At 62.6% G+C, this 22,278-nt stretch carries 23 protein-coding genes and 1 pseudogene; 11 read left to right on the top strand and 13 right to left on the bottom strand.

What is annotated here, in order from left to right; translation table 11 throughout:
* Positions 1-7: 7 nt before the first annotated feature.
* Genes Q9451_RS30500 through Q9451_RS30490 form a run of 3 tightly spaced genes read right to left on the bottom strand, consistent with a single transcriptional unit; the run spans position 8 to position 1,089 of the window.
* Positions 8-436, bottom strand: coding sequence for a TOBE domain-containing protein (locus tag Q9451_RS30500; protein WP_012274787.1), 429 nt, complete (start codon positions 434-436; stop codon positions 8-10).
* 38 nt (positions 437-474) lie between these two features.
* Positions 475-828 (bottom strand): gamma-glutamylcyclotransferase family protein, encoded by a 354-nt coding sequence (locus Q9451_RS30495; RefSeq protein ID WP_012274786.1) that lies wholly within the window; start codon positions 826-828, stop codon positions 475-477.
* Positions 829-1,089 (bottom strand): accessory factor UbiK family protein, encoded by a 261-nt coding sequence (locus Q9451_RS30490; protein WP_041166618.1) that lies wholly within the window; start codon positions 1,087-1,089, stop codon positions 829-831.
* A 372-nt stretch (positions 1,090-1,461) separates the two neighbouring features.
* On the opposite strand from Q9451_RS30490, the gene glnK reads away from it, so the two are divergent.
* From glnK to sutA, 3 genes are all read left to right on the top strand, one after another.
* A complete protein-coding gene (gene glnK / locus Q9451_RS30485) occupies positions 1,462-1,800 on the top strand; it encodes a P-II family nitrogen regulator (RefSeq protein ID WP_002555808.1) in 339 nt (112 codons plus the stop codon).
* Positions 1,801-1,846: 46 nt separating this feature from the next.
* A complete protein-coding gene (locus Q9451_RS30480) occupies positions 1,847-3,178 on the top strand; it encodes an ammonium transporter (protein ID WP_012274784.1) in 1,332 nt (443 codons plus the stop codon).
* A gap of 429 nt (positions 3,179-3,607) precedes the next feature.
* Positions 3,608-3,937 carry a transcriptional regulator SutA gene (gene sutA / locus Q9451_RS30475; protein WP_011536349.1) on the top strand — a complete coding sequence of 110 codons (330 nt, stop codon included), beginning with the start codon at positions 3,608-3,610 and terminating at the stop codon, positions 3,935-3,937.
* Between the two features lie 84 nt (positions 3,938-4,021).
* Here sutA and Q9451_RS30470 read toward each other — a convergent pair whose 3' ends face one another.
* The 6 genes from Q9451_RS30470 to Q9451_RS30445 are packed head-to-tail and all read right to left on the bottom strand — an operon-like array spanning position 4,022 to position 8,641.
* Complete coding sequence (locus Q9451_RS30470) at positions 4,022-4,717, bottom strand: HAD family hydrolase (RefSeq protein ID WP_012274783.1); 696 nt, start codon at positions 4,715-4,717, stop codon at positions 4,022-4,024.
* Positions 4,714-5,613 (bottom strand): tyrosine recombinase XerC, encoded by a 900-nt coding sequence (gene xerC / locus Q9451_RS30465; RefSeq protein WP_012274782.1) that lies wholly within the window; start codon positions 5,611-5,613, stop codon positions 4,714-4,716. The genes Q9451_RS30470 and xerC overlap by 4 nt, the downstream gene beginning before the upstream one ends.
* The gene (locus tag Q9451_RS30460; protein WP_012274781.1) at positions 5,613-6,323 is read right to left on the bottom strand and encodes a DUF484 family protein; all 711 of its coding nucleotides are present in this window, start codon (positions 6,321-6,323) and stop codon (positions 5,613-5,615) included. Before Q9451_RS30460 ends, xerC begins: the two co-directional genes overlap by 1 nt.
* 13 nt (positions 6,324-6,336) lie before the next feature.
* Positions 6,337-7,167, bottom strand: a complete 831-nt coding sequence (dapF, locus tag Q9451_RS30455; protein ID WP_012274780.1) for a diaminopimelate epimerase — start codon at positions 7,165-7,167, stop codon at positions 6,337-6,339.
* Positions 7,168-7,171: 4 nt separating this feature from the next.
* Positions 7,172-8,419, bottom strand: a complete 1,248-nt coding sequence (gene lysA / locus Q9451_RS30450; protein WP_012274779.1) for a diaminopimelate decarboxylase — start codon at positions 8,417-8,419, stop codon at positions 7,172-7,174.
* Between the two features lie 9 nt (positions 8,420-8,428).
* Positions 8,429-8,641, bottom strand: a complete 213-nt coding sequence (locus tag Q9451_RS30445) for a lipoprotein (protein ID WP_012274778.1) — start codon at positions 8,639-8,641, stop codon at positions 8,429-8,431.
* A 190-nt stretch (positions 8,642-8,831) separates the two neighbouring features.
* Between Q9451_RS30445 and cyaY the strand changes: the two genes are divergently transcribed.
* The 3 genes from cyaY (at position 8,832) to rnk (ending at position 9,947) form a co-directional block, all read left to right on the top strand.
* Positions 8,832-9,164: an iron donor protein CyaY gene (cyaY, locus tag Q9451_RS30440; protein ID WP_012274777.1), complete on the top strand. Its 333-nt coding sequence runs from the start codon at positions 8,832-8,834 to the stop codon at positions 9,162-9,164.
* Position 9,165: 1 nt separating this feature from the next.
* Complete coding sequence (locus tag Q9451_RS30435; protein WP_012274776.1) at positions 9,166-9,390, top strand: DUF1289 domain-containing protein; 225 nt, start codon at positions 9,166-9,168, stop codon at positions 9,388-9,390.
* Between the two features lie 146 nt (positions 9,391-9,536).
* A complete protein-coding gene (gene rnk / locus Q9451_RS30430) occupies positions 9,537-9,947 on the top strand; it encodes a nucleoside diphosphate kinase regulator (RefSeq protein WP_012274775.1) in 411 nt (136 codons plus the stop codon).
* A gap of 113 nt (positions 9,948-10,060) precedes the next feature.
* On the opposite strand, the gene Q9451_RS30425 is transcribed toward rnk, so the two are convergent.
* A complete protein-coding gene (locus Q9451_RS30425; protein WP_012274774.1) occupies positions 10,061-12,916 on the bottom strand; it encodes a class I adenylate cyclase in 2,856 nt (951 codons plus the stop codon).
* Between the two features lie 166 nt (positions 12,917-13,082).
* Between Q9451_RS30425 and Q9451_RS30420 the strand changes: the two genes are divergently transcribed.
* On the top strand, positions 13,083-13,535 hold the full coding sequence (locus tag Q9451_RS30420) for a YaiI/YqxD family protein (RefSeq protein WP_012274773.1): 453 nt from the start codon (positions 13,083-13,085) through the stop codon (positions 13,533-13,535).
* Positions 13,536-13,631: 96 nt separating this feature from the next.
* On the opposite strand, the gene elbB is transcribed toward Q9451_RS30420, so the two are convergent.
* Complete coding sequence (elbB, locus tag Q9451_RS30415; protein WP_012274772.1) at positions 13,632-14,291, bottom strand: isoprenoid biosynthesis glyoxalase ElbB; 660 nt, start codon at positions 14,289-14,291, stop codon at positions 13,632-13,634.
* Positions 14,292-14,403: 112 nt separating this feature from the next.
* On the opposite strand from elbB, the pseudogene Q9451_RS30410 reads away from it, so the two are divergent.
* Positions 14,404-14,982, top strand: a pseudogene (locus tag Q9451_RS30410) (sterol desaturase family protein); the annotation flags it as partial.
* Between the two features lie 549 nt (positions 14,983-15,531).
* Here the strand turns inward: Q9451_RS30410 and Q9451_RS30405 are convergent.
* Positions 15,532-16,176, bottom strand: a complete 645-nt coding sequence (locus Q9451_RS30405) for a DedA family protein (RefSeq protein WP_151884243.1) — start codon at positions 16,174-16,176, stop codon at positions 15,532-15,534.
* 213 nt (positions 16,177-16,389) lie between these two features.
* Between Q9451_RS30405 and ppk1 the strand changes: the two genes are divergently transcribed.
* On the top strand, positions 16,390-18,633 hold the full coding sequence (ppk1, locus tag Q9451_RS30400; protein WP_012274770.1) for a polyphosphate kinase 1: 2,244 nt from the start codon (positions 16,390-16,392) through the stop codon (positions 18,631-18,633).
* On the opposite strand, the gene ppx is transcribed toward ppk1, so the two are convergent.
* Entirely contained in the window at positions 18,620-20,122 is a 1,503-nt protein-coding gene (ppx, locus tag Q9451_RS30395) for an exopolyphosphatase (RefSeq protein ID WP_012274769.1), read from the bottom strand. The two genes, ppk1 and ppx, sit on opposite strands and share 14 nt — an antisense overlap.
* Before the next feature lie 256 nt (positions 20,123-20,378).
* On the opposite strand from ppx, the gene trxA reads away from it, so the two are divergent.
* Together trxA and rho are read left to right on the top strand one after the other, a co-directional pair.
* Complete coding sequence (gene trxA / locus Q9451_RS30390; protein WP_012274768.1) at positions 20,379-20,705, top strand: thioredoxin TrxA; 327 nt, start codon at positions 20,379-20,381, stop codon at positions 20,703-20,705.
* Between the two features lie 227 nt (positions 20,706-20,932).
* Positions 20,933-22,192: a transcription termination factor Rho gene (gene rho, locus Q9451_RS30385; protein WP_003253661.1), complete on the top strand. Its 1,260-nt coding sequence runs from the start codon at positions 20,933-20,935 to the stop codon at positions 22,190-22,192.
* The last annotated feature ends 86 nt before the right edge of the window (positions 22,193-22,278 follow it).

Below are 22,278 nucleotides of genomic sequence, written 5' to 3'. Positions count from 1 at the left end.
CTCTCATTCAGGGCTTGGCGCCAAGGATGATGTGCGAGGCCTTGATCAGCGCGGTGGCCTTCACGCCTGGCGCCAGCCCCAGCTCCTGCACGGCTTCGCGGGTGACGATGGCATACACCTCGGTGCCACCGGCCAGCTTCAGCACTACCTCGGCGTTCACAGCACCATCGCCAACCCGTACCACTTCACCTTCCAGGGCATTACGGGCCGACAGCTTGTAACCGGCAGCGTCAGTCAGCAGCACCACCCAAGGCGCCTTGACCAGCGCCACGGCGTCTTTACCGACATTGATGTTGAGGTTATGCAGGCTGGCCATGGTGACCACTGCCACCAGTTTTTCACCACCACCGAGGGTCAGCTCGACTTCGGCATTGACCGCACCGGGCTGAACTTGGGTGACTTTGCCTTCGAAAACATTGCGTGCGCTGACTTTCATGGGGAAACGCTCCGTGTAACAACCCGCGCCCGAGGGATTCAGGCGCGCACATAAACCCAGGCAGTCAGGCCCGAGGCGAGGGTGACGGCGACGCGCTTGTAGTCGGCGACTTCATAGCGGTCCGCCGCCGCCAGCTCTTCTTCGCTGATCTGGAAGACCATGCCGGCCACGCTGTCGTCGGCCTGGCTGCTGGGGGAAACGATGGGGTGATGGGACTTGCCGCTGGCGGCCAGTACGCCCGGGTCGGTGATCTCGACCCAGTCCTGGCGGTAGCCAAGCATACGGTCGGCCTGGCCGCTCAGCTCACGGCCGAAGTTGGCCAGTTGCACGGCTTTGTCCTGCAATGTGCCGTAGGAAAACAGCAATACCGGGTATGCGCTGGAGGGCTGCATTCACTCACCTTGTGGGTTCAGCCGTGCTTCCAGCTCGGCTACTTGTTTTTCCAGTGCTTCCAGGCGCGCGCGGGTGCGCGCCAGCACGACCATCTGGCTGTCGAATTCGTCGCGGCTGACCAAGTCCAGCTTGCTGAAGGCACCTTGCATCAGCACCTTGAACTGGCTTTCCAGTTCTGCACGGGGCTGGGCGGTATCGTTGCTGAACAGGCGCGAGGCTTGATCGCTCAGGGCATCGAGAAGGGCTTTTGGCGCGAGCATGGGGCGGTCCACTGAAACTGAAAGTGGTCGGCAGTGTAGCACGGGCCATTCAGCCACTCAGGCTCGCTCCCCCTGCACATTTTTCGCGCAGTACGCCCTGCCAGCGCGCACCGATATTGTGCATGTTTTCCATACTGGCGACTGGCCAATCCCGACTGTTTCACATAACCCACTGTTTTCCGGTGCTTTGCCGGAACTGGCAAGGTTTCTGCAAAGACCTGAACGAGCCATGCACTGATGCAGTTCCTTGTGACCGGGCAGTGCGCACGCGGAGCCGTATACCGACGACGCGTTACAAAGCCAAGCGCTGCGCTTAGACTTGAGACGGGTTTGTTTTCCTGGGGCAAGTCCACCAAATCGGGAGAGAGTTTCATGAAGCTAGTCACAGCCATCATCAAGCCGTTCAAGCTGGACGACGTGCGCGAGTCGCTGTCGGAAATCGGCGTGCAGGGCATCACCGTCACCGAAGTCAAAGGCTTCGGTCGGCAGAAGGGCCACACCGAGCTGTATCGCGGTGCTGAATATGTGGTCGATTTCCTGCCCAAGGTGAAGATCGATGTCGCCATCGATGACAAGGACCTTGATCGGGTAATCGAAGCCATCACCAAGGCAGCCAACACCGGCAAGATCGGTGACGGCAAGATTTTCGTGGTGAATCTGGAGCAGGCAATCCGTATCCGTACCGGCGAAACCGATACCGACGCGATCTAAGCAGCAAAAAAGCCTCACCAAACCCAACGCCCCAGGAGAAAACAACATGACTCTGCGTAAGATCGCAGGGCTAGGAGCCCTATTGTCCCTCGTAATGCCCGGGCTTGCCCTGGCAGAGGAAGCTGCCCCAGCGCTGAACTCCGGCGATACCGCCTGGATGCTGACCGCAACGGCGCTGGTGCTGTTCATGACCATTCCGGGCCTGGCCCTGTTCTATGGCGGCATGGTGCGTTCCAAGAACGTGCTGTCGGTGATGATGCAGTGCTTTGCAATCACCGGCCTGATGAGCATTCTCTGGGTCGTTTACGGCTACAGCATGGCCTTCGATACCACCGGTATGGAAAAGGGCGTGCTCAACTTCAACTCCTTCGTTGGCGGTTTCTCCAAAGCCTTTCTCAGCGGCGTAACGCCCGAGAACTTGACCTCGGCCACCGCGCTGTTCCCTGAAGCGGTATTCATCACCTTCCAGATGACATTTGCCATCATCACCCCGGCGCTGATCGTCGGTGCCTTCGCCGAGCGCATGAAGTTCTCCGCGATGCTGGTGTTCATGGGTATCTGGTTCACCCTGGTGTATGCGCCTATCGCGCACATGGTGTGGAGTGGTGACGGCGCACTGATGTGGGACTGGGGCGTGCTGGACTTCGCTGGCGGCACCGTGGTGCACATCAACGCCGGTATCGCAGGCCTGGTCAGCTGCCTGGTGCTGGGCAAGCGAAAAGGCTACCCGACCACGCCGATGGCCCCGCACAACCTGGGCTATACCCTGATGGGTGCGGCCATGCTGTGGATCGGCTGGTTCGGCTTCAACGCAGGCTCCGCCGCTGCGGCCAACGGCACCGCCGGCATGGCCATGCTGGTCACCCAGATCGCCACTGCCGCTGCGGCACTGGGCTGGATGTTCGCCGAGTGGATCGGCCACGGTAAACCCAGTGCCCTGGGCATCGCCTCGGGTGTGGTTGCCGGCCTGGTCGCCATTACCCCGGCTGCAGGCACCGTGGGCCCGATGGGCGCTCTGGTGATTGGCCTGGCGTCGGGTGTGATCTGCTACTTCTGCGCCACCACCCTCAAGCGCAAGCTGGGCTATGACGACTCGCTGGACGCTTTCGGCGTGCACGGAATCGGCGGCATCATCGGTGCCATCCTCACCGGCGTGTTCGCAGCCCCTGCACTGGGCGGCTTCGGTACCGTCACCGACATCGGCATGCAGGTCTGGATCCAGGCCAAGGGCGTGATCTTCACCGTGGTGTACACCGCCATCGTCACCTACGTGATCCTCAAGGTGCTGGATGTGGTGATGGGCCTGCGGGTCAACGAAGAAGAAGAGTCGGTCGGCCTCGACCTGGCTCAGCACAACGAACGCGGCTACAACCTGTAACTGCGACGCGGTAAAAATTTGCCCGGCTTGCCGGGCATTTTTTTGTCAGATTTTCAGCATTTCGCGCTCGGCAAACGGTTTATTCGACACGTTCGCGACGTAGGTAAAAAACTTACAAGTCGTAGGGCGTTTATGGAGCTTTGCTTTTTCCACGGGCGCGCTAGAATGCGCGCCGAAGGGTGTTTGACGTGTAGTCCACACACTTCGCCAGCCTTTGCTAGGCTTGCCAATAGCGTGTGGCCAGCAGGGGTTAATGGATTTGTCAGGTCCTGCCAGGAGCAGGGCCTGCTGGGTGCCGCCTCCCATCAGGAGTGCCGACCCAAGGGCAGTGGCCTAACCCACGGCCAGTTGAATTTTCACTGGTGGCTGCCGGTCTACGGCTGCACTGGTCTATAACTAACCTGCTTTTCGCAAGTCATGAGGTAGAACATGAGCGACGACGATCTGGAAAATGATGACCTCGAAGTAGGCGACGAAGACGAGGCTGATGAAGGCCTCGAAGCGGCGGCTGACGACGGCGCCGAAGATGCTGGCGATGACGACAGCAGCCCGGCACCCGCTGCCAAGGGCAAATCCAAGGCGGCGGTCTCGGTAGACGAGATGCCGAGCATGGAAGCCAAGCAGAAAGAGCGTGATGCCCTGGCCAAGGCGATGGAAGAGTTCCTTTCGCGCGGTGGCAAGGTGCAGGAAGTCGAGGCCAACGTGGTCGCCGACCCGCCCAAGAAGCCGGACAACAAGTACGGCAGCCGCCCTATCTGAGTGGCTGATCGCAAAAAAGCCCGCCGTCGCTGCGGGCTTTTTTGTGCCTGTTGTTCAGAACAGGTTGCTGTGCAGGCCGGGCCTTCAACGCCAGCGCGAAAGGATGTCGGGCAGCTGCGACAGGCGCTGGATCTCGGCATCCGGTGCCTGTTCGCCCGCCCATGCCTTACCCTGTGGGTTGAACCATACCGCACGCAGACCGGCGCGCTGGGCGCCAGCGATGTCATCGCCGGGGTGATCGCCAATGTGCACCGCCGCGCTGGCTTCCGATTCTCCACGGCGTAGGGCTTCCAGAAACGGCGCCGGGTCCGGCTTGCCGATACCGAGGTCCTCAGCGCACAGGGCAAAGCGGAAGTAGTCCGCCAGCCCCAGCCGGCTCACATCGGCGTTGCCGTTGGTGACCACGCCCAGGGTGTAGTGGTGGCGCAGAATCTCCAGCACCGGTTGCACTTCGGGGAAGATCTCCACCTGATGGCGGGCATGCAGGAATACTTCGAAACCTTCGTTGGCCAGTTCCTGCGCATGTTTCTCGCTGTAGCCGACCTCTTCCAAGGCATGGAACAGCACGCGCCGGCGCAGGGCGCTGATGCGGTGCTTGAGGCCGGGCTCGGCTTGTACCAGGCGCTCGCGGATGGCGAACAGGTGCTCCACCGGCACGCCGCCAAGGATCGGGGCGTTGGCTTCGAGCCAGTCGCGCAGCACGACTTCGGCAGTGGCAATCACTGGCGCGGTGTCCCACAGGGTATCGTCCAGGTCGAAGGTGATCAGCTTGATGCTCATGAGTCATTGCCCTTGCTGCGTTTGGCCCGAGGGTGGGCGCTGTCATACACCGCGGCCAGGTGCTGGAAGTCCAGGTGGGTGTAGATCTGCGTGGTGCTGATGTCGGCATGGCCGAGCAGCTCTTGCACCGCACGCAGGTCCTGGGACGATTCCAGCACATGGCTGGCGAAGGAATGGCGAAGCATGTGCGGGTGCAGGTGCTGGCCCAGCTCGCGCTCACCGGCGGCCTTTACCCGCAGCCGGACGGCCTGGGGGCTGATGCGGTTGCCCTGGCGGGTAATGAACACCGCGCGGTCGCGCGGGTTGCCAATGCCGCGCAGGCGGTACCACGCCTGCAGCGCCTCGCGCGCCTTGCGGCCAACAGGCAGTACGCGGGCCTTGCCGCCCTTGCCCAGTACCTGTACCAGGCCGGCGGCGAGGTCGAGGTGATCGAGGTCGAGGTTGGTCAGCTCGGACAGGCGCAGGCCCGACGAATAGAACAGCTCAAGGATCGCCTGGTCGCGTCGGGCGATGAAGTCGTCGTCGACGCCGCCATCGAGCAATTGCAGAGCGCGGTCGGTGTCCAGCACCTTGGGCAAGCGGCGCTCACCCTTGGGCGCGCTCAGGCCGGTGGCTGGGTCGTGCTGGCACAGGCCTTCGCGGTTGAGGTAGCGGTACAGGCCGCGCACGGCCGACAGTAGCCGCGCCAGGCTGCGCGAAGACTGGCCATGGTGGTGCAGGCGGGCGATCAGCTGGCGCAGTTGCTGGATCTGCAGCGCCTGCCAGTCGGCAATCCCGTGTTCCTTGCAGTAGGCGATGACCTTGTCCAGGTCACGGCGGTAGCCCAGCAAGGTGTGCTCCGATACCTGGCGCTCGTTGCGCAGGTGTGCGCAATAAGCCTCCAGCTGGCGTTCCATCAGCGTACCGAGCGCAGGGTCTGGGTAACGCGTGGCACAACGCGGCCGAGTACTTCGGCGATGTAGCCGAGGAACAGGGTGCCGACGCTGCTCTTGTAGTGTTGCGGGTCGCGGCTGCCGATGGCCAGCACCCCATGCAGCCCCTGGTACTCAAGGGTGGCCACGGCACTGGAGCCTACTTCCCGGCGCTGTTCCTCGCCGAACAGGAAGGCCAGCTCGTGCTCGCGCAGGTTGCCGCTGACCGTCTTGCCGCCGCCCAGCAGGGCGCCGATGGCCTGCTGGGCCTCGGCGTTGCTGACCCAGCGCCCGACCGGCGCGACGTTGTCGCCGAACAGGATCAAGCTGACGAAGGGCACCTGGAACTCCTGGCGCAGGCTGTCTTCGACCGCCATGACCACGTCTTCCAGGCTGCCGGCATCCAGCAGGTCAAGGATCAGCCGGCGGGTCTTGTCGAACAGCCGGTCGTTGTCGCGGGCCACGTCCATCAGTTGCGACAGACGATGGCGCATTTCGATGTTGCGGTCACGCAGCAGCTTGAGCTGGCGCTCCACCAGCGACACGCTGTCACCACGCTGGTGCGGGATGTGCTGTTCGATCAGCAGCTCGTCGTGCTCGGCGAAGAAGGTGGGGTGGGCGCGCAGGTAGGCGACCACCGCTTCGGCATCGAGTTCGGTGGACTGCTTGGGTACAACCTTGGGCTGATCGGTCATGGCGGTTACTCGCTTAGAGACGAACCTGTCCTTCGTAGACGCGTACGGCCGGGCCGGTCATCAGTACGGGCTTGCCGGGGCCGGCCCATTCGATGTGCAGGCGCCCGCCGGGCAGGTCGAGGGACACCGGAGAGTCCATCCAGCCCTGACTGATGGCTGCCACGGCTGCGGCGCAGGCGCCGGTGCCGCAGGCCTGGGTTTCGCCCGCGCCGCGTTCCCACACGCGCAGGTTGGCGCGGTGGCGGTCGATGACCTGGATGAAGCCGGCATTCACCCGCTGCGGGAAGCGTGGGTGGTTTTCGATCTTCGGGCCCAGCTCATGCACGGGGGCAGTACGCACGTCGTCGACACGCAGCACGGCGTGCGGGTTACCCATGGACACGGCGGCAATCGAATGCAGCTGGCCGTCGACTTCCAGTGGGTAGCTCAGCGCCTGTGCGTCGGCGACGAAGGGGATTTCGGCAGGGATGAAGCGCGGCGGGCCCATGTCGACACTCACCTGGCCGTCGTTCTGCACGTCCAGCACGATGATGCCGCTCTTGGTTTCCACACGAATGCGCTTTTTCGCAGTCAGGCGCTTGTCCAGCACGAAGCGGGCGAAACAACGGGCACCGTTGCCACATTGCTCGACCTCGGAGCCGTCGGCATTGAAGATGCGGTAGCGGAAGTCCACTTCCGGGTTGTTCGGCGCCTCGACGATCAGCAATTGGTCGAAGCCGATGCCGGTATGGCGATCACCCCATTGCTTGGCGTGCTTGGGCTGGATATGCGCGTGCTGGCTGACCAGGTCGAGGACCATGAAGTCATTGCCCAGCCCATGCATCTTGGTAAAACGCAGCAGCATGGGCTTACTCCGGCAGCAGGCTTTCGCCAGCGTACAGTTCGGCGATGGTCTCGCGGCGGCGTACTTCGAACGCCTGGTCGCCGTCGACCAGGATTTCAGCGCAACGGCCACGGGTGTTGTAGTTGGAACTCATGACAAAACCATAGGCGCCCGCAGACGCTACGGCCAGCAAGTCACCTTCGGCCAGGTTCAGCACGCGGTCCTTGCCAAGGAAGTCGCCGGTCTCGCAGATAGGGCCGACCAGGTCGTAGGCACGGCCTTCGCCCGCACGAGGCTTGACCGCGCTGACACCCATCCAGGCTTGATACAGGGCCGGCCGAATCAGGTCGTTCATCGCCGCATCGATGATGGCGAAGTCCTTGTGTTCGGTGTGCTTGAGGTATTCCACACGGGTCAGCAGCACGCCAGCGTTGGCCACGATGTAGCGGCCCGGCTCGAACACCAGGGCCAGGTCGCGCTCGCCCACGCGCTCGCGGATGGCTTTGATGTAGTCGGCCACCAGCGGCGGCTGTTCGTCGCGGTAGCGAACGCCAACACCGCCGCCCAAGTCCAGGTGGCGCAGGTGGATACCGCATTCGGCCAGGCGGTCGACCAGTACCAGCAGGCGGTCGAGTGCGTCGAGGAACGGCTCCACGGTGGTCAGCTGCGAGCCAATGTGGCAGTCGACACCGACCACTTCCAGGTTCGGCAGCTGTGCGGCACGCACGTAGATGGCCTCGGCGTCGGCGATGGCGATGCCGAACTTGTTTTCTTTGAGGCCTGTGGAGATGTAAGGGTGGGTACCGGCATCGACGTCCGGGTTGACGCGCAGCGACACCGGGGCAACCTTGCCCATTTCAGCGGCCACTACTTGCAGGCGCTCCAGTTCGTCGGTGGATTCGACGTTGAAGCAGTGCACGCCAACTTCCAGGGCGCGGCGCATGTCTTCACGGGTTTTACCGACGCCGGAGAAGACCACGCGGTCTGCGCGCCCGCCAGCGGCCAGCACGCGCTCCAGCTCACCGCCGGAGACAATGTCGAAACCTGCGCCCAGGCGCGCCAGTACATTCAGTACGCCCAGGTTGGAGTTGGCCTTTACCGCGAAGCACACCAAGTGTTCAGTGCCTTGCAGGGCATCGGCGTAGCTACGGTACTGGGCCTCGATGTGGGCGCGCGAATACACGTAGGTGGGGGTGCCGTAGCGCTCGGCGATGGCCGACAGGGCCACGCCTTCCGCGAACAGCTCACCGTCGCGGTAGTTGAAAGCGTTCATCTGGTTTCCTTACTGCGCTGGCGACTGCTCGGGCTCGGGCTGCAGTTCGGGCTGCTGCTCTTGTACCGGGGCCGGCTTGGCTTTGGGCTGGTGCTGGTGCGCCTTGTGCGCTTTGCCGTTATCGCCGTCTTCAGGCAGATACAACGGGCCTTTCTGGCCGCAGGCAGAAACGAGGCAGGCAACAGCGACCAGCGCCGCGAAGGAGGAAATCAGGCGCTTCATGGGTGAAATCCTTAGAAAAATGCAGTATTGCGCCCGAGTATACCGAGCGACCGGCGGCTTGCCTATGCAAGGACCGGTCCGCCGGGCGGGCTATTCTTACCCCCTTCAGTGGCTAATCTTTGCATTCGGCGGCAAGCGCCCGTATCTTGCCCGGCTTGCCTGTAACGCAGCCAATTTCGAGGTTCCTGCAATGAGTTTGAGTGAAGCGCGTTTCCATGATCTGGTCGACGCGACCCAACAGGCCCTGGAAGACCTGTTCGACGAGAGCGGCATGGACCTGGACATGGAGAACTCCGCCGGCGTCCTTACCGTCAAGTTCGAGGGCGGCGCCCAACTGATCTTCAGCCGCCAGGAGCCGCTGCGCCAGCTGTGGCTGGCCGACCGTTCCGGTGGTTTCCACTTCGACTACGACGAAGAGAGCAAGAAGTGGGTGTGCGAAAAGAGCGAAGAACTGCTGGGCGAAATGCTCGAGCGCATCGTCTGGGAGCGGGCCGGCGAGAAGCTGGACTTCGACGAGATCTGACATGAGCAGCGCCCAGGCTCGGCCGCCCAAGCCGCTTTACAGCAACGTCAGCCCCGCCGTGCCATCGCCGTGCATCAGCGTATGCCGGTTGGACGAACAGCGGGTGTGCACAGGTTGCCACCGGCATGTCGAGCACATCCGCGAATGGCGCTCGGCTGACGACGAACGGCGTCGGCAGATCTGCCGCGAGGCCCAGGCCTTGCGCGATCAGGCTAAGGCACACTGAGCGCAGGGGCTTGAGTATTTACCCGGCTGTGGTAGTGTCGGGTTCTGCGTCGGTGACGCCAAAGCCTTCTCAAACCCCGCCCTTGGGCGGGGTTTTGCTTTATTTGCACATTGAAAACTGCCTGTTCAAAGGAGTCTGACTGGATCATGAGCACCAAGCCTTCCCTCATCCTCACCCGATTGGACGTACAACGTCTGGAGCGTCTGATCGACAGCCTCGACGAGAGTACGCCGGGTGTGCTCGCCTTGCAGGACGAGCTGGACCGCGCCGGGCAGGTGGTCGGTCACGAGGAAGTGCCAGCGGGCGTGGTGACCATGAACTCGCGCGTGCACTGCCGTGAGGAAGCCAGCGGCAAGGATTACCACCTGACGTTGGTTTACCCGAAGGATGCCGGGCCGGAAGGCAAGGTTTCGATCCTGGCGCCCATTGGCTGCGCCTTGCTGGGGTTGTCGGTGGGCGAGCAGATCGACTGGCCGGCACCGGGTGGCAAGACCCTCAAGCTGAAGCTGCTGGAAGTGGAATACCAACCGGAAGCGGCGGGCGATTTCGACCTGTAAGGGCCAAGGGGGCCGCTTTGCGGCCCATCGCGACACAAGGCCGCTACAAGGAATCGCATTCCCCTGTAGGAGCGGCCTTGTGTCGCGATGGGATGCAAAGCACCCCCGGCAATTCAGGCGCTTTGCGCCAAAACCTGCTCCAGCCCCTCATTCAAAGCCTGCTCCAGCACCCGCTTGTAGCTCAGGTACACCTGCGTCGCCCCCAGCCGGTCATCCAGCAACTCGGATAAGTCCAGGTCGGTGATATAGCACTGGTACCGCCCTGCACCACGGCGCTGGCCAATGATCTGCCGGGCTACCACCGCATACAGCTGCTCGCCATGCTCCAGCTCGGAAAACTCCTGTTGGTCGCAATACAGCGTCACATGCGCCGCGCCCGCGACCCCGGCCTGGATGATCGCCTGCACCTCATAGTAAGGCTGGTCGCTGCCCTCGATCGGGGCCAGGCGCGGCTCGATGCTGCGTGCCTTGCCTGCGCCAGAGGGCAGAAGCTGCGCATAGTGGATATCCAGCGAGGCCGGCCGCAGGCCGTCGAGCGGCAGGCGGGCATCGCGACGCATCACCACCGAGCGCAGAAAGCGTTGCAGCGGCAGCAGCAAGTGCGTTTCGTCATGCAATGGCAGGCGTTGTTGCCACAGCGCGTTGTACTCATCCAACACATACAGCTCGGCCCAACCGTCCTGCAGGCGATAGAACACCTGGATACAGGCCGGCCTGCCGTGCTCCAGTACCAGGCGCAGGTCGTGGTCTTGCAGGGCGTTGGCGTCCAGGTACAGCGGGCTGTAGGCGCCGCGCTCTTCGCCCAGGTAGGCTAGCAGCGCCTCATGCTCGTCCAGGGTGGTCAGGCTGACATGCTGGGGTAGCAGCTCCAGTACATGGGTGTGCTGGGCTACCTGCAGCAGGTAGCGATGGTGCAGCCCCTGGTCCAGCAGCAGTTGCACGGTGTCGAAAATCTCCTCTACACGCTGGCCGATGGCCTGGGCGCGGCTCTGGCAGAAGCAGCGCACCCGCACCCGCGGCCGGTGGCCGTGCAGTACCGGGCTGTTGAGGAAATCGCGCAGGCAGCGCACCAGTGCGTGCTCGCCGTCATAGCGCTGGACCAGCACCTCGTTCCAGCTGTTGATGGTGACCTGGTCCAGGGTCAGCACCAGGTTTTCGCGCACGCCGGCGTAGCTCAGCGAGTCGGTGCGCTCGGTGGTCATCAGAATGTTCAGGTCGCGGTGATGGCGCAGCGGGTCGATGGCGACATTGACCAGCAACAGCACCTCGTCGGCAACGCTGGGCTGCAGCAGGCGCACTTCACTGACGGTCGGCAAGGGCAGGGGAATGCTCTGCTGCAGGCAGCCCAGCAGGTTGAACAGCTCGTACTCGCCAAGGTCGCTACTGCCTGGGTGCAGCGCCAGGCGGGTGCTGCTGTCGATCACGCCGTTGCGATGGGCCCAGGCGAGCAGCTCGAGCAGCTCGCGGCAGCGCTTGATCGGGCTGAAGTGCTCCACCTCGTGGGTGCTCAAGTTGCCGCTGTAAAGCTCCCAGTGGTGGTTGCCCGGCTCCTTGCGGTTGGGTGCCTGGACCAAGGTCAAGGTGCCTTCGGCGAGGTCTGGGGCGATACCGGGGTTGATCACTTCGACCTTGCCGGCGCGGCGCTCGAACGCCGCATACAGGCGCCGGCCCAGTACATTGAGGTCGCGCTGGTCGGCGCGGCTGCTGGCGTTCTGGGTGAGCGCGAACTGGCTGAGGAAGCGGTAACTGTGGTTCAGCTCGGCCACCAGTTCGCGGCGCTCGACAGCAACCTGTTGCACTTTCCATTGACGGCGGCTGTCCAGCAAGGCCAGCTGTTGCTGGCTCCAGCCCCACTCGTCGGTCAGGCGCTGCAGCAGCCGGCGTTGCCAGCCCATGCTGCGACCCTGGTCGCTGAGCTTCTTGTTCACCTTGAGGTACAGGCTGCGGCGTACCAGCTCCAGGCGCGCGTGTTCGCCACGTTGCAGCAGGTAGCGTTCGATGCGCCGGTAAACCATCACGTAGGGGTCGAGCTCGTCGAGGTCTAGCTGGTTGGCGAACACGGCCTGCTTGTAGTCCAGGCTCAGGCAGCGCACGGCAGGGTGTTCGCTGGCGTAGGCTTCGGTCAGCAGCAGTTTGAGCAGCGATTTGTAGGGCGAGTCGATACCTTTGAACAACTGCCACAGGCCTGCGCCGACGAACTCGCCGGGCGGAATGTGCGCCAGGTTGCCGAGGTCGAGGGCGTCATGGCTGCGGATGAACCGCTTGGACAGCAGGGTCTGGGTATAACTGTGGTAGTTGTGTTCCTGATACACCGGCACCAGCCACCATAGCGGTGTGCGCCCGGCCAGCCACAGGGTGGTGCGGTAGAACTCGTCCAGCAGCAAGTAGTGCTGGGTGGTGCCACAGTCGTCGGAGCCGAGCTGGCCATCGCGCTCGCCATGGGCGAAGCCCTGCGTGTCGATCAGGAAAAAGTGTGCTTCGGCTCCCAGGCTTGCCGCCCAGGCCTCCAGTTGCTGGCACTTGCGGCGCAGTTCATCCAACTGGTGTTCGGGCAAGCCGGGTGCGTGGCACACCCACAGGTCCATGTCGCTGTGCTCGGCCTGGGCCAGCGAGCCCAGGCTGCCCATCAGGAACAGGCCGTGAATCGGACGTGGCGGGTTGCCATGCGCGGCCTTGTAGGTGAACGAGCGCGCCAGGCGCTGGGCCTCCGCCACCAGCTCGGCACCTGGCGCATAGCCCGATACGCCGGCAGGCGTACTGCCCGAGACGTAGCCTGGCAACAGCGGGTGGTTTACGTGAAACAGCAGCGGTAGCAGCGTCAGTACCTGTTGCTGACGTGTCGACAGGCCTTCCATTGCCCGCTGCAGCCGCCCTTGGTTTAACTGCAGGAAGCGCGCACGCAATGTCGCCAGGACCTTGCGGTCGATGCCTTCGTCCAGGTCAGGGCGGATTTCGTGAGGGTGGTTCATTGCGCGCTCGGGCAGGCCAGTGAAGCTGTGGCGAGTTTAGCCTGAGTGGCGGGGTCGGATAAGCAGTAATTGTAATTCTGGCGCCATTTTTCCAGCGTTCTCGCGCTCCAGCTTTCGCTGAGCTTCAGGCATGATGGGCGCATTGAGTCCAAGTCGAGAATTTCCGATGCGTGTATGGATCGATGCCGATGCCTGCCCCAAAGCGGCCAGGGATCTGATCGTCAAGTTCGCCCTCAAGCGCAAGTTCGAGGTGGTGATGGTGGCGGGGCAGGCCGTGGCCAAGCCGGCGTTCGCGATCGTGCGCCTGATTGTGGTACCCAGCGGCATGGACGCGGCCGACGATTACCTGGTCGAGCACGCCGTGCCTGGCGAGTTGGTGATCTGCAGTGACGTACCGCTGGCCGACCGCCTGGTGAAAAAGGGCGTGGCGGCACTGGACCCGCGTGGGCGAGAGTTCGACGAACGCAACATGGGCGACCGCCTGGCGGCGCGCAACCTGTTCACCGAGCTGCGCGAGCAGGGCCAGGTGGGGGGTGGGCAGGGCGCTTACGGCGAGCGGGAGAAGCAGGCATTTGCCAATGCGCTGGACCGGATCATTGCCCGGCTGTCCAAGTCCTGAAGAGCTTGCGGTTCTCTGTGGGAACGGCCTTGTGTCGCGAAAGGGGCGCGTTGCGGCCCTTTCGCGAGGCACAGAAGGCCGCGCCGCTTTCGGTGCTTACTCGTGTGTCAGTTCCAGCACCCGGTCCACCAGCTTGTAGATGCCCCCCGCCGCTTCGCTGATCGACTTGGCTTCCATGTAAGCCGGCGTAGTCACCAGTTTGCGCTGGGAGTCTTCGACAATATCGTGCACATCGCACTCCTCATGGGTACCGCCCATCTTCTCGACCGCCGCCGCCGTGCCGGCGTCGCTGCCGATGGTGCAGACCACGCCCGGCCCGTAGATCTTCGCGGCCAGTGCCGGCGAGATGCAGATCAGCCCAACCGGCTTGCAGGCGTCGGCAAAGGCTTCGGCCAGGGTCAGTACGTCCGGGTTGATGCTGCAGTTGGCACCTTCCACGGCAAAATTGGAGAGGTTCTTTGCCGCCCCAAAACCGCCTGGCACGATCAACGCATCGAAGTCCTCGGCCTTGGCCTCGCGGATGTCCTTGACCTCGCCGCGGGCTATGCGCGCCGATTCCACCAGCACATTACGCGACTCGGGCATTTCCTCGCCGGTCAGGTGGTTGATGACGTGCATCTGTGCAATGTTCGGCGCGAAGCACTGCACCTGCGCACCGCGCTGGTCGAGGCGCAGCAGGGTGATCACGCTTTCGTGGATTTCGGCGCCGTCGTACACGCCACAGCCGGAAAGAATCACCGCTACTTTTTTTGTCATGTTCACTACTCCAGTGTCGAGGCGCTAAATGTCCTCTAGTTTGGCAGATGTCGCCATAGGGATTCCCGCGGGTGCGGCCTAATCTTGGTGGATAACGCCTGAGGTCGTGCCCATGGACCTGATACTGCTGGCTGTGCCGTTCTTCTTTGTGCTGATTGCCGTCGAGCTGGTAGCTGACCGCGTGCGTGGCCAGCGCAATTTCACCCTGGCCGACTCGATCAACAGCCTTAGCACCGGCGCACTGTCGACCAGTACCGGGCTGCTGACCAAAGGGGTAGGGCTGGTCACCTATGCGCTGGCCTTCGAACACCTGGCGGTTTTGCGGTTGCCGGCAGAGGCGTGGTGGGTATGGCTGCTGGCCTTTGTCCTGTACGACTTCTGTTACTACTGGCTGCATCGCCTGGGGCATGAGCGCAACGTGCTGTGGGCCGCACACTCGGTGCATCACCAGAGCGAGGAGTACAACCTCACCACGGCGCTGCGCCAGACCAGTAGCGGGTTCATCTTCTCGTGGCTGTTCTACCTGCCGCTGGCGCTGGTGGGCGTACCGCCACTGGTGTTCATCACCGTGGCCTCGCTCAACCTGCTGTATCAGTTCTGGGTGCATACCCGACACATCCCCAAGCTTGGCTGGCTCGAGTGGGTGTTGATCACACCATCCAACCATCGCGTCCACCATGCGCAAAACCCTGCTTACTTGGATCGCAATTACGGCGGTGTGTTCATTCTCTGGGACCGTCTGTTCGGCACCTTCAAAGAGGAGGACCCGGCCGAGCCGGTGGTGTTCGGAGTGACGACACCGTTGGCCAGCTGGAACCCGCTGTGGGCCAACCTGCAGTTCTATGCCCAGCTCTGGCATGACGCCCGGCACACCACCAGCCTGTGGGACAAGCTGCGCATCTGGTTCATGCCCACCGGTTGGCGCCCGGCCGACGTGGCTGCGCGCTTCCCGCAGGCCAAGCAGGACCTGGCGCAGTTTCGCAAGTTCGAGATTGCCCTGGGTCGCGCGCAACAAGCCTACGTGGCGGCGCAGTTCGTGGTGTATGTGGCTTTGGGCAGCTACCTGATGGATGTGGCCGACCGCGTGCCGATCGCCGCGCTGGTGCTCGGCTGGTCGCTGATGGCGTTTGGTCTGTTCGTGCTGGGCGCTTTGCTGGAGAACCGGCGCTGGGCTGCGCGCCTGGAGCTGGCGCGGCTGCTGCTGAATGCGCCGGCGTTGTACCTGGCCGGCGCCTTGGGCTTAGCGGTGGTCGCGCCGCTGGCCTGGTTCCTGCTCGTGGCTTACAGCTTGCTCAGCCTCTGGGGCCTGGGCCAGGCCCGCCGCCTTGCGCTCCGCGCGCAGGGTGCGGAAGCGCCGACGCAGCCACAGCAGGCCGCCCAGCGCCACCAGGCCGCCGAGCACCCATAGCTCGTAACGTTTCACGTTGCCCAGCAGGCCTTCGAGAATGGCGCCGAAGTGGTACGCGGCCGCGCCCAGGGCGATTGCCCAGATAGCCGCGCCAATGCCGTTCAGCAGCAGATAGCGGCGGGGTGGATAGCCCGAAAGGCCAATGGCCACCGGCATGACCGTGCGCAGGCCATAGACGAAGCGAAAACTCAGCACCCAGATATCAGGATGGCGGCGGATGTGGTCCAGCGCCCGGTCACCCATTGCCTGCCAGCGCGGCTTGCGCGCCAGGATCCTGCGCCCGTGGCGGCGGCCCATGAAGTACCACAGCTGATCGCCCGCGTAGCTGCCGAAGAAGGCCACCAGGCACACCAGCTTGATGTCCATGTAACCACGGAACGCAAGGAAACCCGCAAGCACCAGGATGGTCTCGCCTTCGAAGAAGGTGCCTAGAAAAAGGGCAAAGTAGCCGAAATCCTGCAGGAATTGTTGAAGCATTTTCTGAGGTGCTGGCGAAATGAACGCGAAGCCTACCCCTTCGCGCGCAATCGTGAAAGTGTCCAAATGTGTCTCGACGTGAACAATTCCTACACAGACAATGCCAGAGGCCACGCGCCATGGCTTGCCCTGGTGTGTAACACAGGCGTCATAATGGGCGCTTATCTTGCCGCTCAATTGATGATAGGGCGTTAACGTCCTCAGGAACGCCAGATGAATAATGAAGTGCTCACCCCTGTCGCGATCAAGGATGCCCAGGAGCTCCCAGAAGAGATGGTGCAGACCCCGCCTGACCTGCCGCCGGCGCCCGAGCCCGTAGCGGAGCAGGTGGCCGAGCCTGTGGCCCCGGTGCCCGCACCGGCCCCGGCAATCACCGTCCCTGGCCTGGACGACAGCAGCCTGTACATTCATCGCGAACTCTCGCAGTTGCAGTTCAACATCCGCGTGCTGGAACAGGCACTGGACGAGAACTACCCGTTGCTTGAACGGCTCAAGTTCCTGCTGATCTTCTCCAGCAACCTCGATGAGTTCTTCGAGATCCGCGTGGCCGGGCTGAAGAAGCAGATCAATTTTGCCCGTGAACAGGCCGGTGCCGATGGCTTGCAGCCGCACCAGGCGTTGGCGCGTATCAGCGAACTGGTGCACATCGAGGTAGAGCGCCAGTACGCGATCCTCAATGACGTGCTGCTGCCGGAGCTGGAAAAGCATCAGATTCGCTTCATTCGCCGTCGTTACTGGACGCCCAAACTCAAGACCTGGGTGCGCCGCTATTTCCGCGACGAAATCGCCCCGATCATCACCCCGATCGGCCTCGACCCGACCCACCCGTTCCCGTTGCTGGTGAACAAGAGCCTCAACTTCATCGTCGAGCTTGAGGGTGTGGACGCCTTCGGTCGCGATTCGGGCTTGGCGATCATCCCTGCCCCACGCCTGCTGCCACGGGTCATCCGCGTGCCTGAAGAGGTGGGTGGCCCGGGTGCCAACTACGTGTTCCTGTCGTCGATGATCCACGCGCACGCCGACGACCTGTTCCAGGGCATGAAGGTGAAGGGCTGCTACCAGTTCCGCCTCACCCGTAACGCCGACCTGGCGCTGGACTCCGAAGAAGTCGACGACCTGGCCCGTGCTCTGCGTGGTGAGCTGTTCTCGCGCCGTTACGGCGATGCCGTGCGCCTGGAAGTGGCCGACACCTGCCCGAAACACCTGTCGGACTACCTGCTCAAGCAGTTCAGCCTCAGCGAAAGCGAGCTGTACCAGGTCAATGGCCCGGTCAACCTCACCCGCCTGTTCAGCATTACCGGCCTGGACAGCCACCCGGAGCTTCAGTACACGCCGTTCACCCCGGCAATCCCCAAGCTGCTGGTGAACGCCGACAACATTTTCAGCGTGATCAGCAAGCAGGACATCCTGCTGATGCACCCGTTCGAGTCCTTCACCCCGGTGGTCGACCTGCTGCGCCAGGCCGCCAAGGACCCGCATGTGCTCGCCGTGCGCCAGACCCTGTACCGCTCCGGGGCCAACTCGGAAATCGTCGACGCCCTGGTGGACGCGGCGCGTAACGGCAAGGAGGTCACTGCGGTGATCGAGTTGCGTGCGCGCTTCGACGAAGAGTCCAACCTGCAGATGGCCAGCCGCCTGCAAGCGGCCGGTGCGGTGGTGATCTACGGCGTGGTCGGGTTCAAGACCCACGCCAAGATGATGCTGATCCTGCGCCGCGAGCAGGGCGAGATCGTGCGTTATGCGCACCTGGGTACCGGCAACTACCACGCCGGCAACGCCCGCCTGTACACCGACTACAGCCTGCTGACCTCTGACGACGCCCTCACCGAGGACGTTGGCAAGCTGTTCAGCCAGCTGATCGGCATGGGCAAGACCCTGCGCATGAAGAAGCTGCTGCACGCGCCGTTCACCCTGAAAAAGGGCATGCTCGACATGATCGCGCGGGAAACCCAGTTCGCCCTCGAAGGCAAGCCGGCGCACATCATCGCCAAGTTCAACTCGCTGACCGACGCCAAGGTCATCAAGGCGCTGTACAAGGCCAGCCAGTCGGGTGTGAAAATCGACCTGGTGGTGCGCGGCATGTGCTGCTTGCGCCCAGGTATTCCGGGGGTTTCGCACAACATCCAGGTGCGCTCGATCATCGGCCGCTTCCTCGAGCACACGCGGGTGTTCTACTTCCTCAATGGCGGCGAAGAGCAGATCTACCTGTCCAGCGCCGACTGGATGGAGCGCAACCTCGACAAGCGCGTCGAGACCTGCTTCCCGGTGGAAGGCAAGAAGCTGTTGCTGCGGGTGAAGAAGGAGCTGGAAGGCTACCTGACCGACAACACCCACGCCTGGACGTTGCAGCCAGACGGGCGCTACGTGCGTAGCACCCCGACCGGCAACCAGAACCCGCGCAGTGCCCAGGCGACCCTGCTGGAGCGCCTGAGCAACCCGGTCCTCAACGTACGCTGAGGACGAAGCCGACCCGGGCCAGCCACTCCGCCTCGTTGGCGAAGTCGGCCTGGGTCAGCTGGTTCTGCTCCAGCCAGCCTTCAGGGAAAGCTACATCCAGGCTGTTGTCGCCGCCCTTGAGCTCTACCTTTGGCATCTGCTGGGTGCCGCGAATGTGGTGGAACAGAATGGCAAAGCGCAGAAGCACGCACAGGCGCAGCAGCTTGACCCCTTCATCACCCAGCTCAGCGTAACGGTCCTTGGGGATGTTGCGACGGTGGCCGCGCACCAGCAGGGCCATCATCTGCTGATCTTCGCGAGAAAAGCCCGACAGGTCGGAGTGCTCGATCAGGTAGGCGCCATGTTTGTGGTAGTGATAGTGGGCAATGTCTAGCCCTATTTCGTGTATTTTCGCGGCCCAGCCAAGCAGATCGCGCCAATTTCCGTCTTTAAGGTCCCAGGCGTCGGCCACTTGGTCGAAGGCGTGCAGTGCCTTGCGTTCGACACGCGCAGCCTGGCCCTGGTCCACGTGGTAGCGCTCCATCAGCGAGTTCAGGGTGCGTTCGCGCACATCCTCGTGGTGGTGACGGCCGAGCAGGTCGAACAGCACACCTTCGCGCAGGGCACCGTCACAGTGGTCCATGCGCTGCAGCTCCAGGGCATCGAAGATCGCTTCGAGAATCGCAAGGCCTGCGGGGAAGATGGTCCGGCGGTCCGGCTTGACGCCGTCGAAGTCGATCTTGTCGACCTCGCCCAGTTTGAACAGCTTGCGCTTGACCCAGGCCAGGCCTTCGGCGTTGACCTCGCCATTGCCCAGGCCGCCGGCCTTGATGGCGGCGCCGATGGCGCGAATGGTACCGGACGAGCCAATGGCCTCGTCCCAGGTCAGGCGGTGCAGGGCATTTTCGATACTCATCAGCTCCAGGCGCGCGGCGGTGTACGCCTGGGCATAGCGGGCCGGGGTGATCTTGCCATCGCGGAAGTAGCGCTGGGTAAAGCTTACGCAACCCATCTGCAGGCTTTCGCGCAGCAGCGGCTCGAAACGCTGGCCGATGATGAACTCGGTACTGCCGCCACCGATGTCTGCCACCAGGCGCTTGCCGGGGGTATCGGCCAGGGTGTGCGATACGCCCAGGTAGATCAGGCGCGCTTCTTCACGGCCGGAGATGACCTCGACCGGGTGGCCGAGGATGGCCTCGGCGCGCTGGATGAATTCGTTGCGGTTGCGCGCTTCGCGCAAGGCGTTGGTACCGACGATGCGTACGGAGCCTGCCGGCATGCCGTTGATCAGTTGAGAAAAGCGCTTGAGGCAATCCAGGCCTCTTTCCATAGACTCTTCACTGAGCTTGCGCTCTTCGTCGATGCCGGCGGCTAGCTGAACCTTCTCGCCGAGCCGCTCAAGGATACGGATTTCGGTATGGTGGGCCTTGGCCACGACCATATGAAAACTGTTGGAGCCAAGGTCGATGGCGGCGATCAGGGACAGGTTCTTCGCGATGGTATGCGGCATGATCTGGTTGTTCTCGGTCGTTAACCTGGCAATCGTGCCACGATAGCAGGCTGTCGCCAACGCGTGACACTCAGCCGGTGTGCTGGCCTTGATGCAAGGCAATGTGCCATTCGATTCTATGACGGCGACATGACAGTTTCGATTCGCGGCTTCTTGCACAACTATAGTTACACTCAATCGTCCGCGGCTTCCTGTAGGCGGCGGGGGCGGCTATGATGGGCAACGTTTTTTATTGCTTACGACCTTGGAGATTTCCATGAGCGACAAAATCAAACACGTCACCGACGCCAGCTTCGAAGCCGACGTACTGCAGGCTCAAGGCCCGGTGCTGGTCGACTACTGGGCTGAATGGTGCGGCCCATGCAAGATGATCGCTCCGGTTCTGGACGACATCGCTGCCACCTACGAGGGCAAACTGACCGTCGCCAAGCTGAACATCGACGAGAACCAGGAAACCCCGGCCAAGCACGGCGTGCGCGGTATCCCGACGCTGATGCTGTTCAAGAACGGCAACGTCGAAGCCACCAAGGTTGGCGCTTTGTCCAAATCGCAGCTGGCCGCGTTCCTCGACGCCCACCTGTGATGTGAAAAGGCCCCGCAAATGCGGGGCTTTTCTTTTTCAGAGCACTAGACGCAGAAAAAAGCAAGTGTTACATTCGGCCTCGCACTGCTTTTCCAGTGCCCTCTACACGCCGTCGCCGAAGCATCCCTAATTCGAATCAGTACGCGATCCTGTCGCCATCTAGCGGCGCGGCCTCATTAAGCCAGAAGCTTAATTCTCCCTTCTTACATGATTACGTCACTCCCCTTATGAACCTGACTGAACTCAAGCAAAAGCCGATTACCGATCTTTTGGAAATGGCCGAACAGATGGGCATCGAAAACATGGCCCGTTCGCGCAAACAGGACGTGATTTTCGCCCTGCTGAAGAAGCATGCGAAAAGCGGCGAAGAGATCTCGGGTGACGGCGTGCTGGAGATTCTCCAGGATGGTTTCGGTTTCCTGCGTTCGGCTGATGCGTCCTACCTGGCCGGCCCAGACGATATCTACGTCTCGCCCAGCCAGATCCGCCGTTTCAACCTGCGTACCGGCGACACCATCGTCGGCAAGATCCGCCCACCGAAGGAAGGGGAGCGTTACTTCGCCCTGCTGAAGGTCGATACCATCAACTTCGACCGCCCGGAAAACGCGAAGAACAAGATCCTGTTCGAAAACCTGACGCCGCTGTTCCCGAACAAGCGCTTGAAGATGGAGGCCGGCAACGGCTCCACCGAAGACTTGACCGGCCGTGTCATCGACCTGTGCGCCCCGATCGGCAAAGGCCAGCGCGGCCTGATCGTTGCCCCGCCAAAAGCGGGCAAGACGATCATGCTGCAGAACATCGCGGCCAACATCACCCGTAACAATCCCGAGTGCCACCTGATCGTCCTGCTGATCGACGAGCGCCCGGAAGAAGTGACCGAAATGCAGCGCACCGTGCGCGGCGAAGTGGTTGCTTCCACCTTCGACGAGCCGCCAACCCGCCACGTGCAGGTTGCCGAAATGGTGATCGAGAAGGCCAAGCGCCTGGTCGAGCACAAGAAGGACGTGGTCATTCTGCTGGACTCCATCACCCGTCTGGCGCGTGCCTACAACACCGTGATCCCGAGCTCCGGCAAGGTGCTGACCGGTGGTGTCGATGCCCACGCCCTGGAGAAGCCGAAGCGTTTCTTCGGTGCTGCGCGTAACATCGAGGAAGGCGGCTCGCTGACCATCATCGCCACCGCGCTGGTCGAAACCGGCTCGAAGATGGACGAAGTGATCTACGAAGAGTTCAAGGGCACCGGCAATATGGAGCTGCCGCTGGACCGCCGCATCGCCGAGAAGCGTGTGTTCCCGGCCATCAACATCAACCGCTCCGGTACCCGCCGCGAAGAGTTGCTGACTGCCGACGACGAACTGCAGCGCATGTGGATCCTGCGCAAGCTGCTGCACCCGATGGACGAAATCGCCGCCATCGAGTTCTTGGTCGACAAGCTCAAGCAGACCAAGACCAACGACGAGTTCTTCCTGTCGATGAAGCGCAAGTAAGATCGTCGTACCACGCAAAGGCCGGGGAAACCCGGCTTTTTGCTATCTGTATTTTGGCTATTGCGGCCCTATCGGCGCTACACTCT

It is taken from the genome of Pseudomonas sp. NY8896 (genome assembly GCF_039634505.1).
This window is presented reverse-complemented; position numbering and strand designations above follow the sequence as displayed.

What these genes read in the sequence shown, in the direction of transcription:
- Q9451_RS30500 (WP_012274787.1), bottom strand. Translation starts at nt 436, where the DNA reads ATGAAAGTCAGCGCACGCAATGTTTTCGAAGGCAAAGTCACCCAAGTT.
- Q9451_RS30495 (WP_012274786.1), bottom strand. Translation starts at nt 828, where the DNA reads ATGCAGCCCTCCAGCGCATACCCGGTATTGCTGTTTTCCTACGGCACA.
- Q9451_RS30490 (WP_041166618.1), bottom strand. Translation starts at nt 1,089, where the DNA reads ATGCTCGCGCCAAAAGCCCTTCTCGATGCCCTGAGCGATCAAGCCTCG.
- glnK (WP_002555808.1), top strand. Translation starts at nt 1,462, where the DNA reads ATGAAGCTAGTCACAGCCATCATCAAGCCGTTCAAGCTGGACGACGTG.
- Q9451_RS30480 (WP_012274784.1), top strand. Translation starts at nt 1,847, where the DNA reads ATGACTCTGCGTAAGATCGCAGGGCTAGGAGCCCTATTGTCCCTCGTA.
- sutA (WP_011536349.1), top strand. Translation starts at nt 3,608, where the DNA reads ATGAGCGACGACGATCTGGAAAATGATGACCTCGAAGTAGGCGACGAA.
- Q9451_RS30470 (WP_012274783.1), bottom strand. Translation starts at nt 4,717, where the DNA reads ATGAGCATCAAGCTGATCACCTTCGACCTGGACGATACCCTGTGGGAC.
- xerC (WP_012274782.1), bottom strand. Translation starts at nt 5,613, where the DNA reads ATGGAACGCCAGCTGGAGGCTTATTGCGCACACCTGCGCAACGAGCGC.
- Q9451_RS30460 (WP_012274781.1), bottom strand. Translation starts at nt 6,323, where the DNA reads ATGACCGATCAGCCCAAGGTTGTACCCAAGCAGTCCACCGAACTCGAT.
- dapF (WP_012274780.1), bottom strand. Translation starts at nt 7,167, where the DNA reads ATGCTGCTGCGTTTTACCAAGATGCATGGGCTGGGCAATGACTTCATG.
- lysA (WP_012274779.1), bottom strand. Translation starts at nt 8,419, where the DNA reads ATGAACGCTTTCAACTACCGCGACGGTGAGCTGTTCGCGGAAGGCGTG.
- Q9451_RS30445 (WP_012274778.1), bottom strand. Translation starts at nt 8,641, where the DNA reads ATGAAGCGCCTGATTTCCTCCTTCGCGGCGCTGGTCGCTGTTGCCTGC.
- cyaY (WP_012274777.1), top strand. Translation starts at nt 8,832, where the DNA reads ATGAGTTTGAGTGAAGCGCGTTTCCATGATCTGGTCGACGCGACCCAA.
- Q9451_RS30435 (WP_012274776.1), top strand. Translation starts at nt 9,166, where the DNA reads ATGAGCAGCGCCCAGGCTCGGCCGCCCAAGCCGCTTTACAGCAACGTC.
- rnk (WP_012274775.1), top strand. Translation starts at nt 9,537, where the DNA reads ATGAGCACCAAGCCTTCCCTCATCCTCACCCGATTGGACGTACAACGT.
- Q9451_RS30425 (WP_012274774.1), bottom strand. Translation starts at nt 12,916, where the DNA reads ATGAACCACCCTCACGAAATCCGCCCTGACCTGGACGAAGGCATCGAC.
- Q9451_RS30420 (WP_012274773.1), top strand. Translation starts at nt 13,083, where the DNA reads ATGCGTGTATGGATCGATGCCGATGCCTGCCCCAAAGCGGCCAGGGAT.
- elbB (WP_012274772.1), bottom strand. Translation starts at nt 14,291, where the DNA reads ATGACAAAAAAAGTAGCGGTGATTCTTTCCGGCTGTGGCGTGTACGAC.
- Q9451_RS30405 (WP_151884243.1), bottom strand. Translation starts at nt 16,176, where the DNA reads ATGCTTCAACAATTCCTGCAGGATTTCGGCTACTTTGCCCTTTTTCTA.
- ppk1 (WP_012274770.1), top strand. Translation starts at nt 16,390, where the DNA reads ATGAATAATGAAGTGCTCACCCCTGTCGCGATCAAGGATGCCCAGGAG.
- ppx (WP_012274769.1), bottom strand. Translation starts at nt 20,122, where the DNA reads ATGCCGCATACCATCGCGAAGAACCTGTCCCTGATCGCCGCCATCGAC.
- trxA (WP_012274768.1), top strand. Translation starts at nt 20,379, where the DNA reads ATGAGCGACAAAATCAAACACGTCACCGACGCCAGCTTCGAAGCCGAC.
- rho (WP_003253661.1), top strand. Translation starts at nt 20,933, where the DNA reads ATGAACCTGACTGAACTCAAGCAAAAGCCGATTACCGATCTTTTGGAA.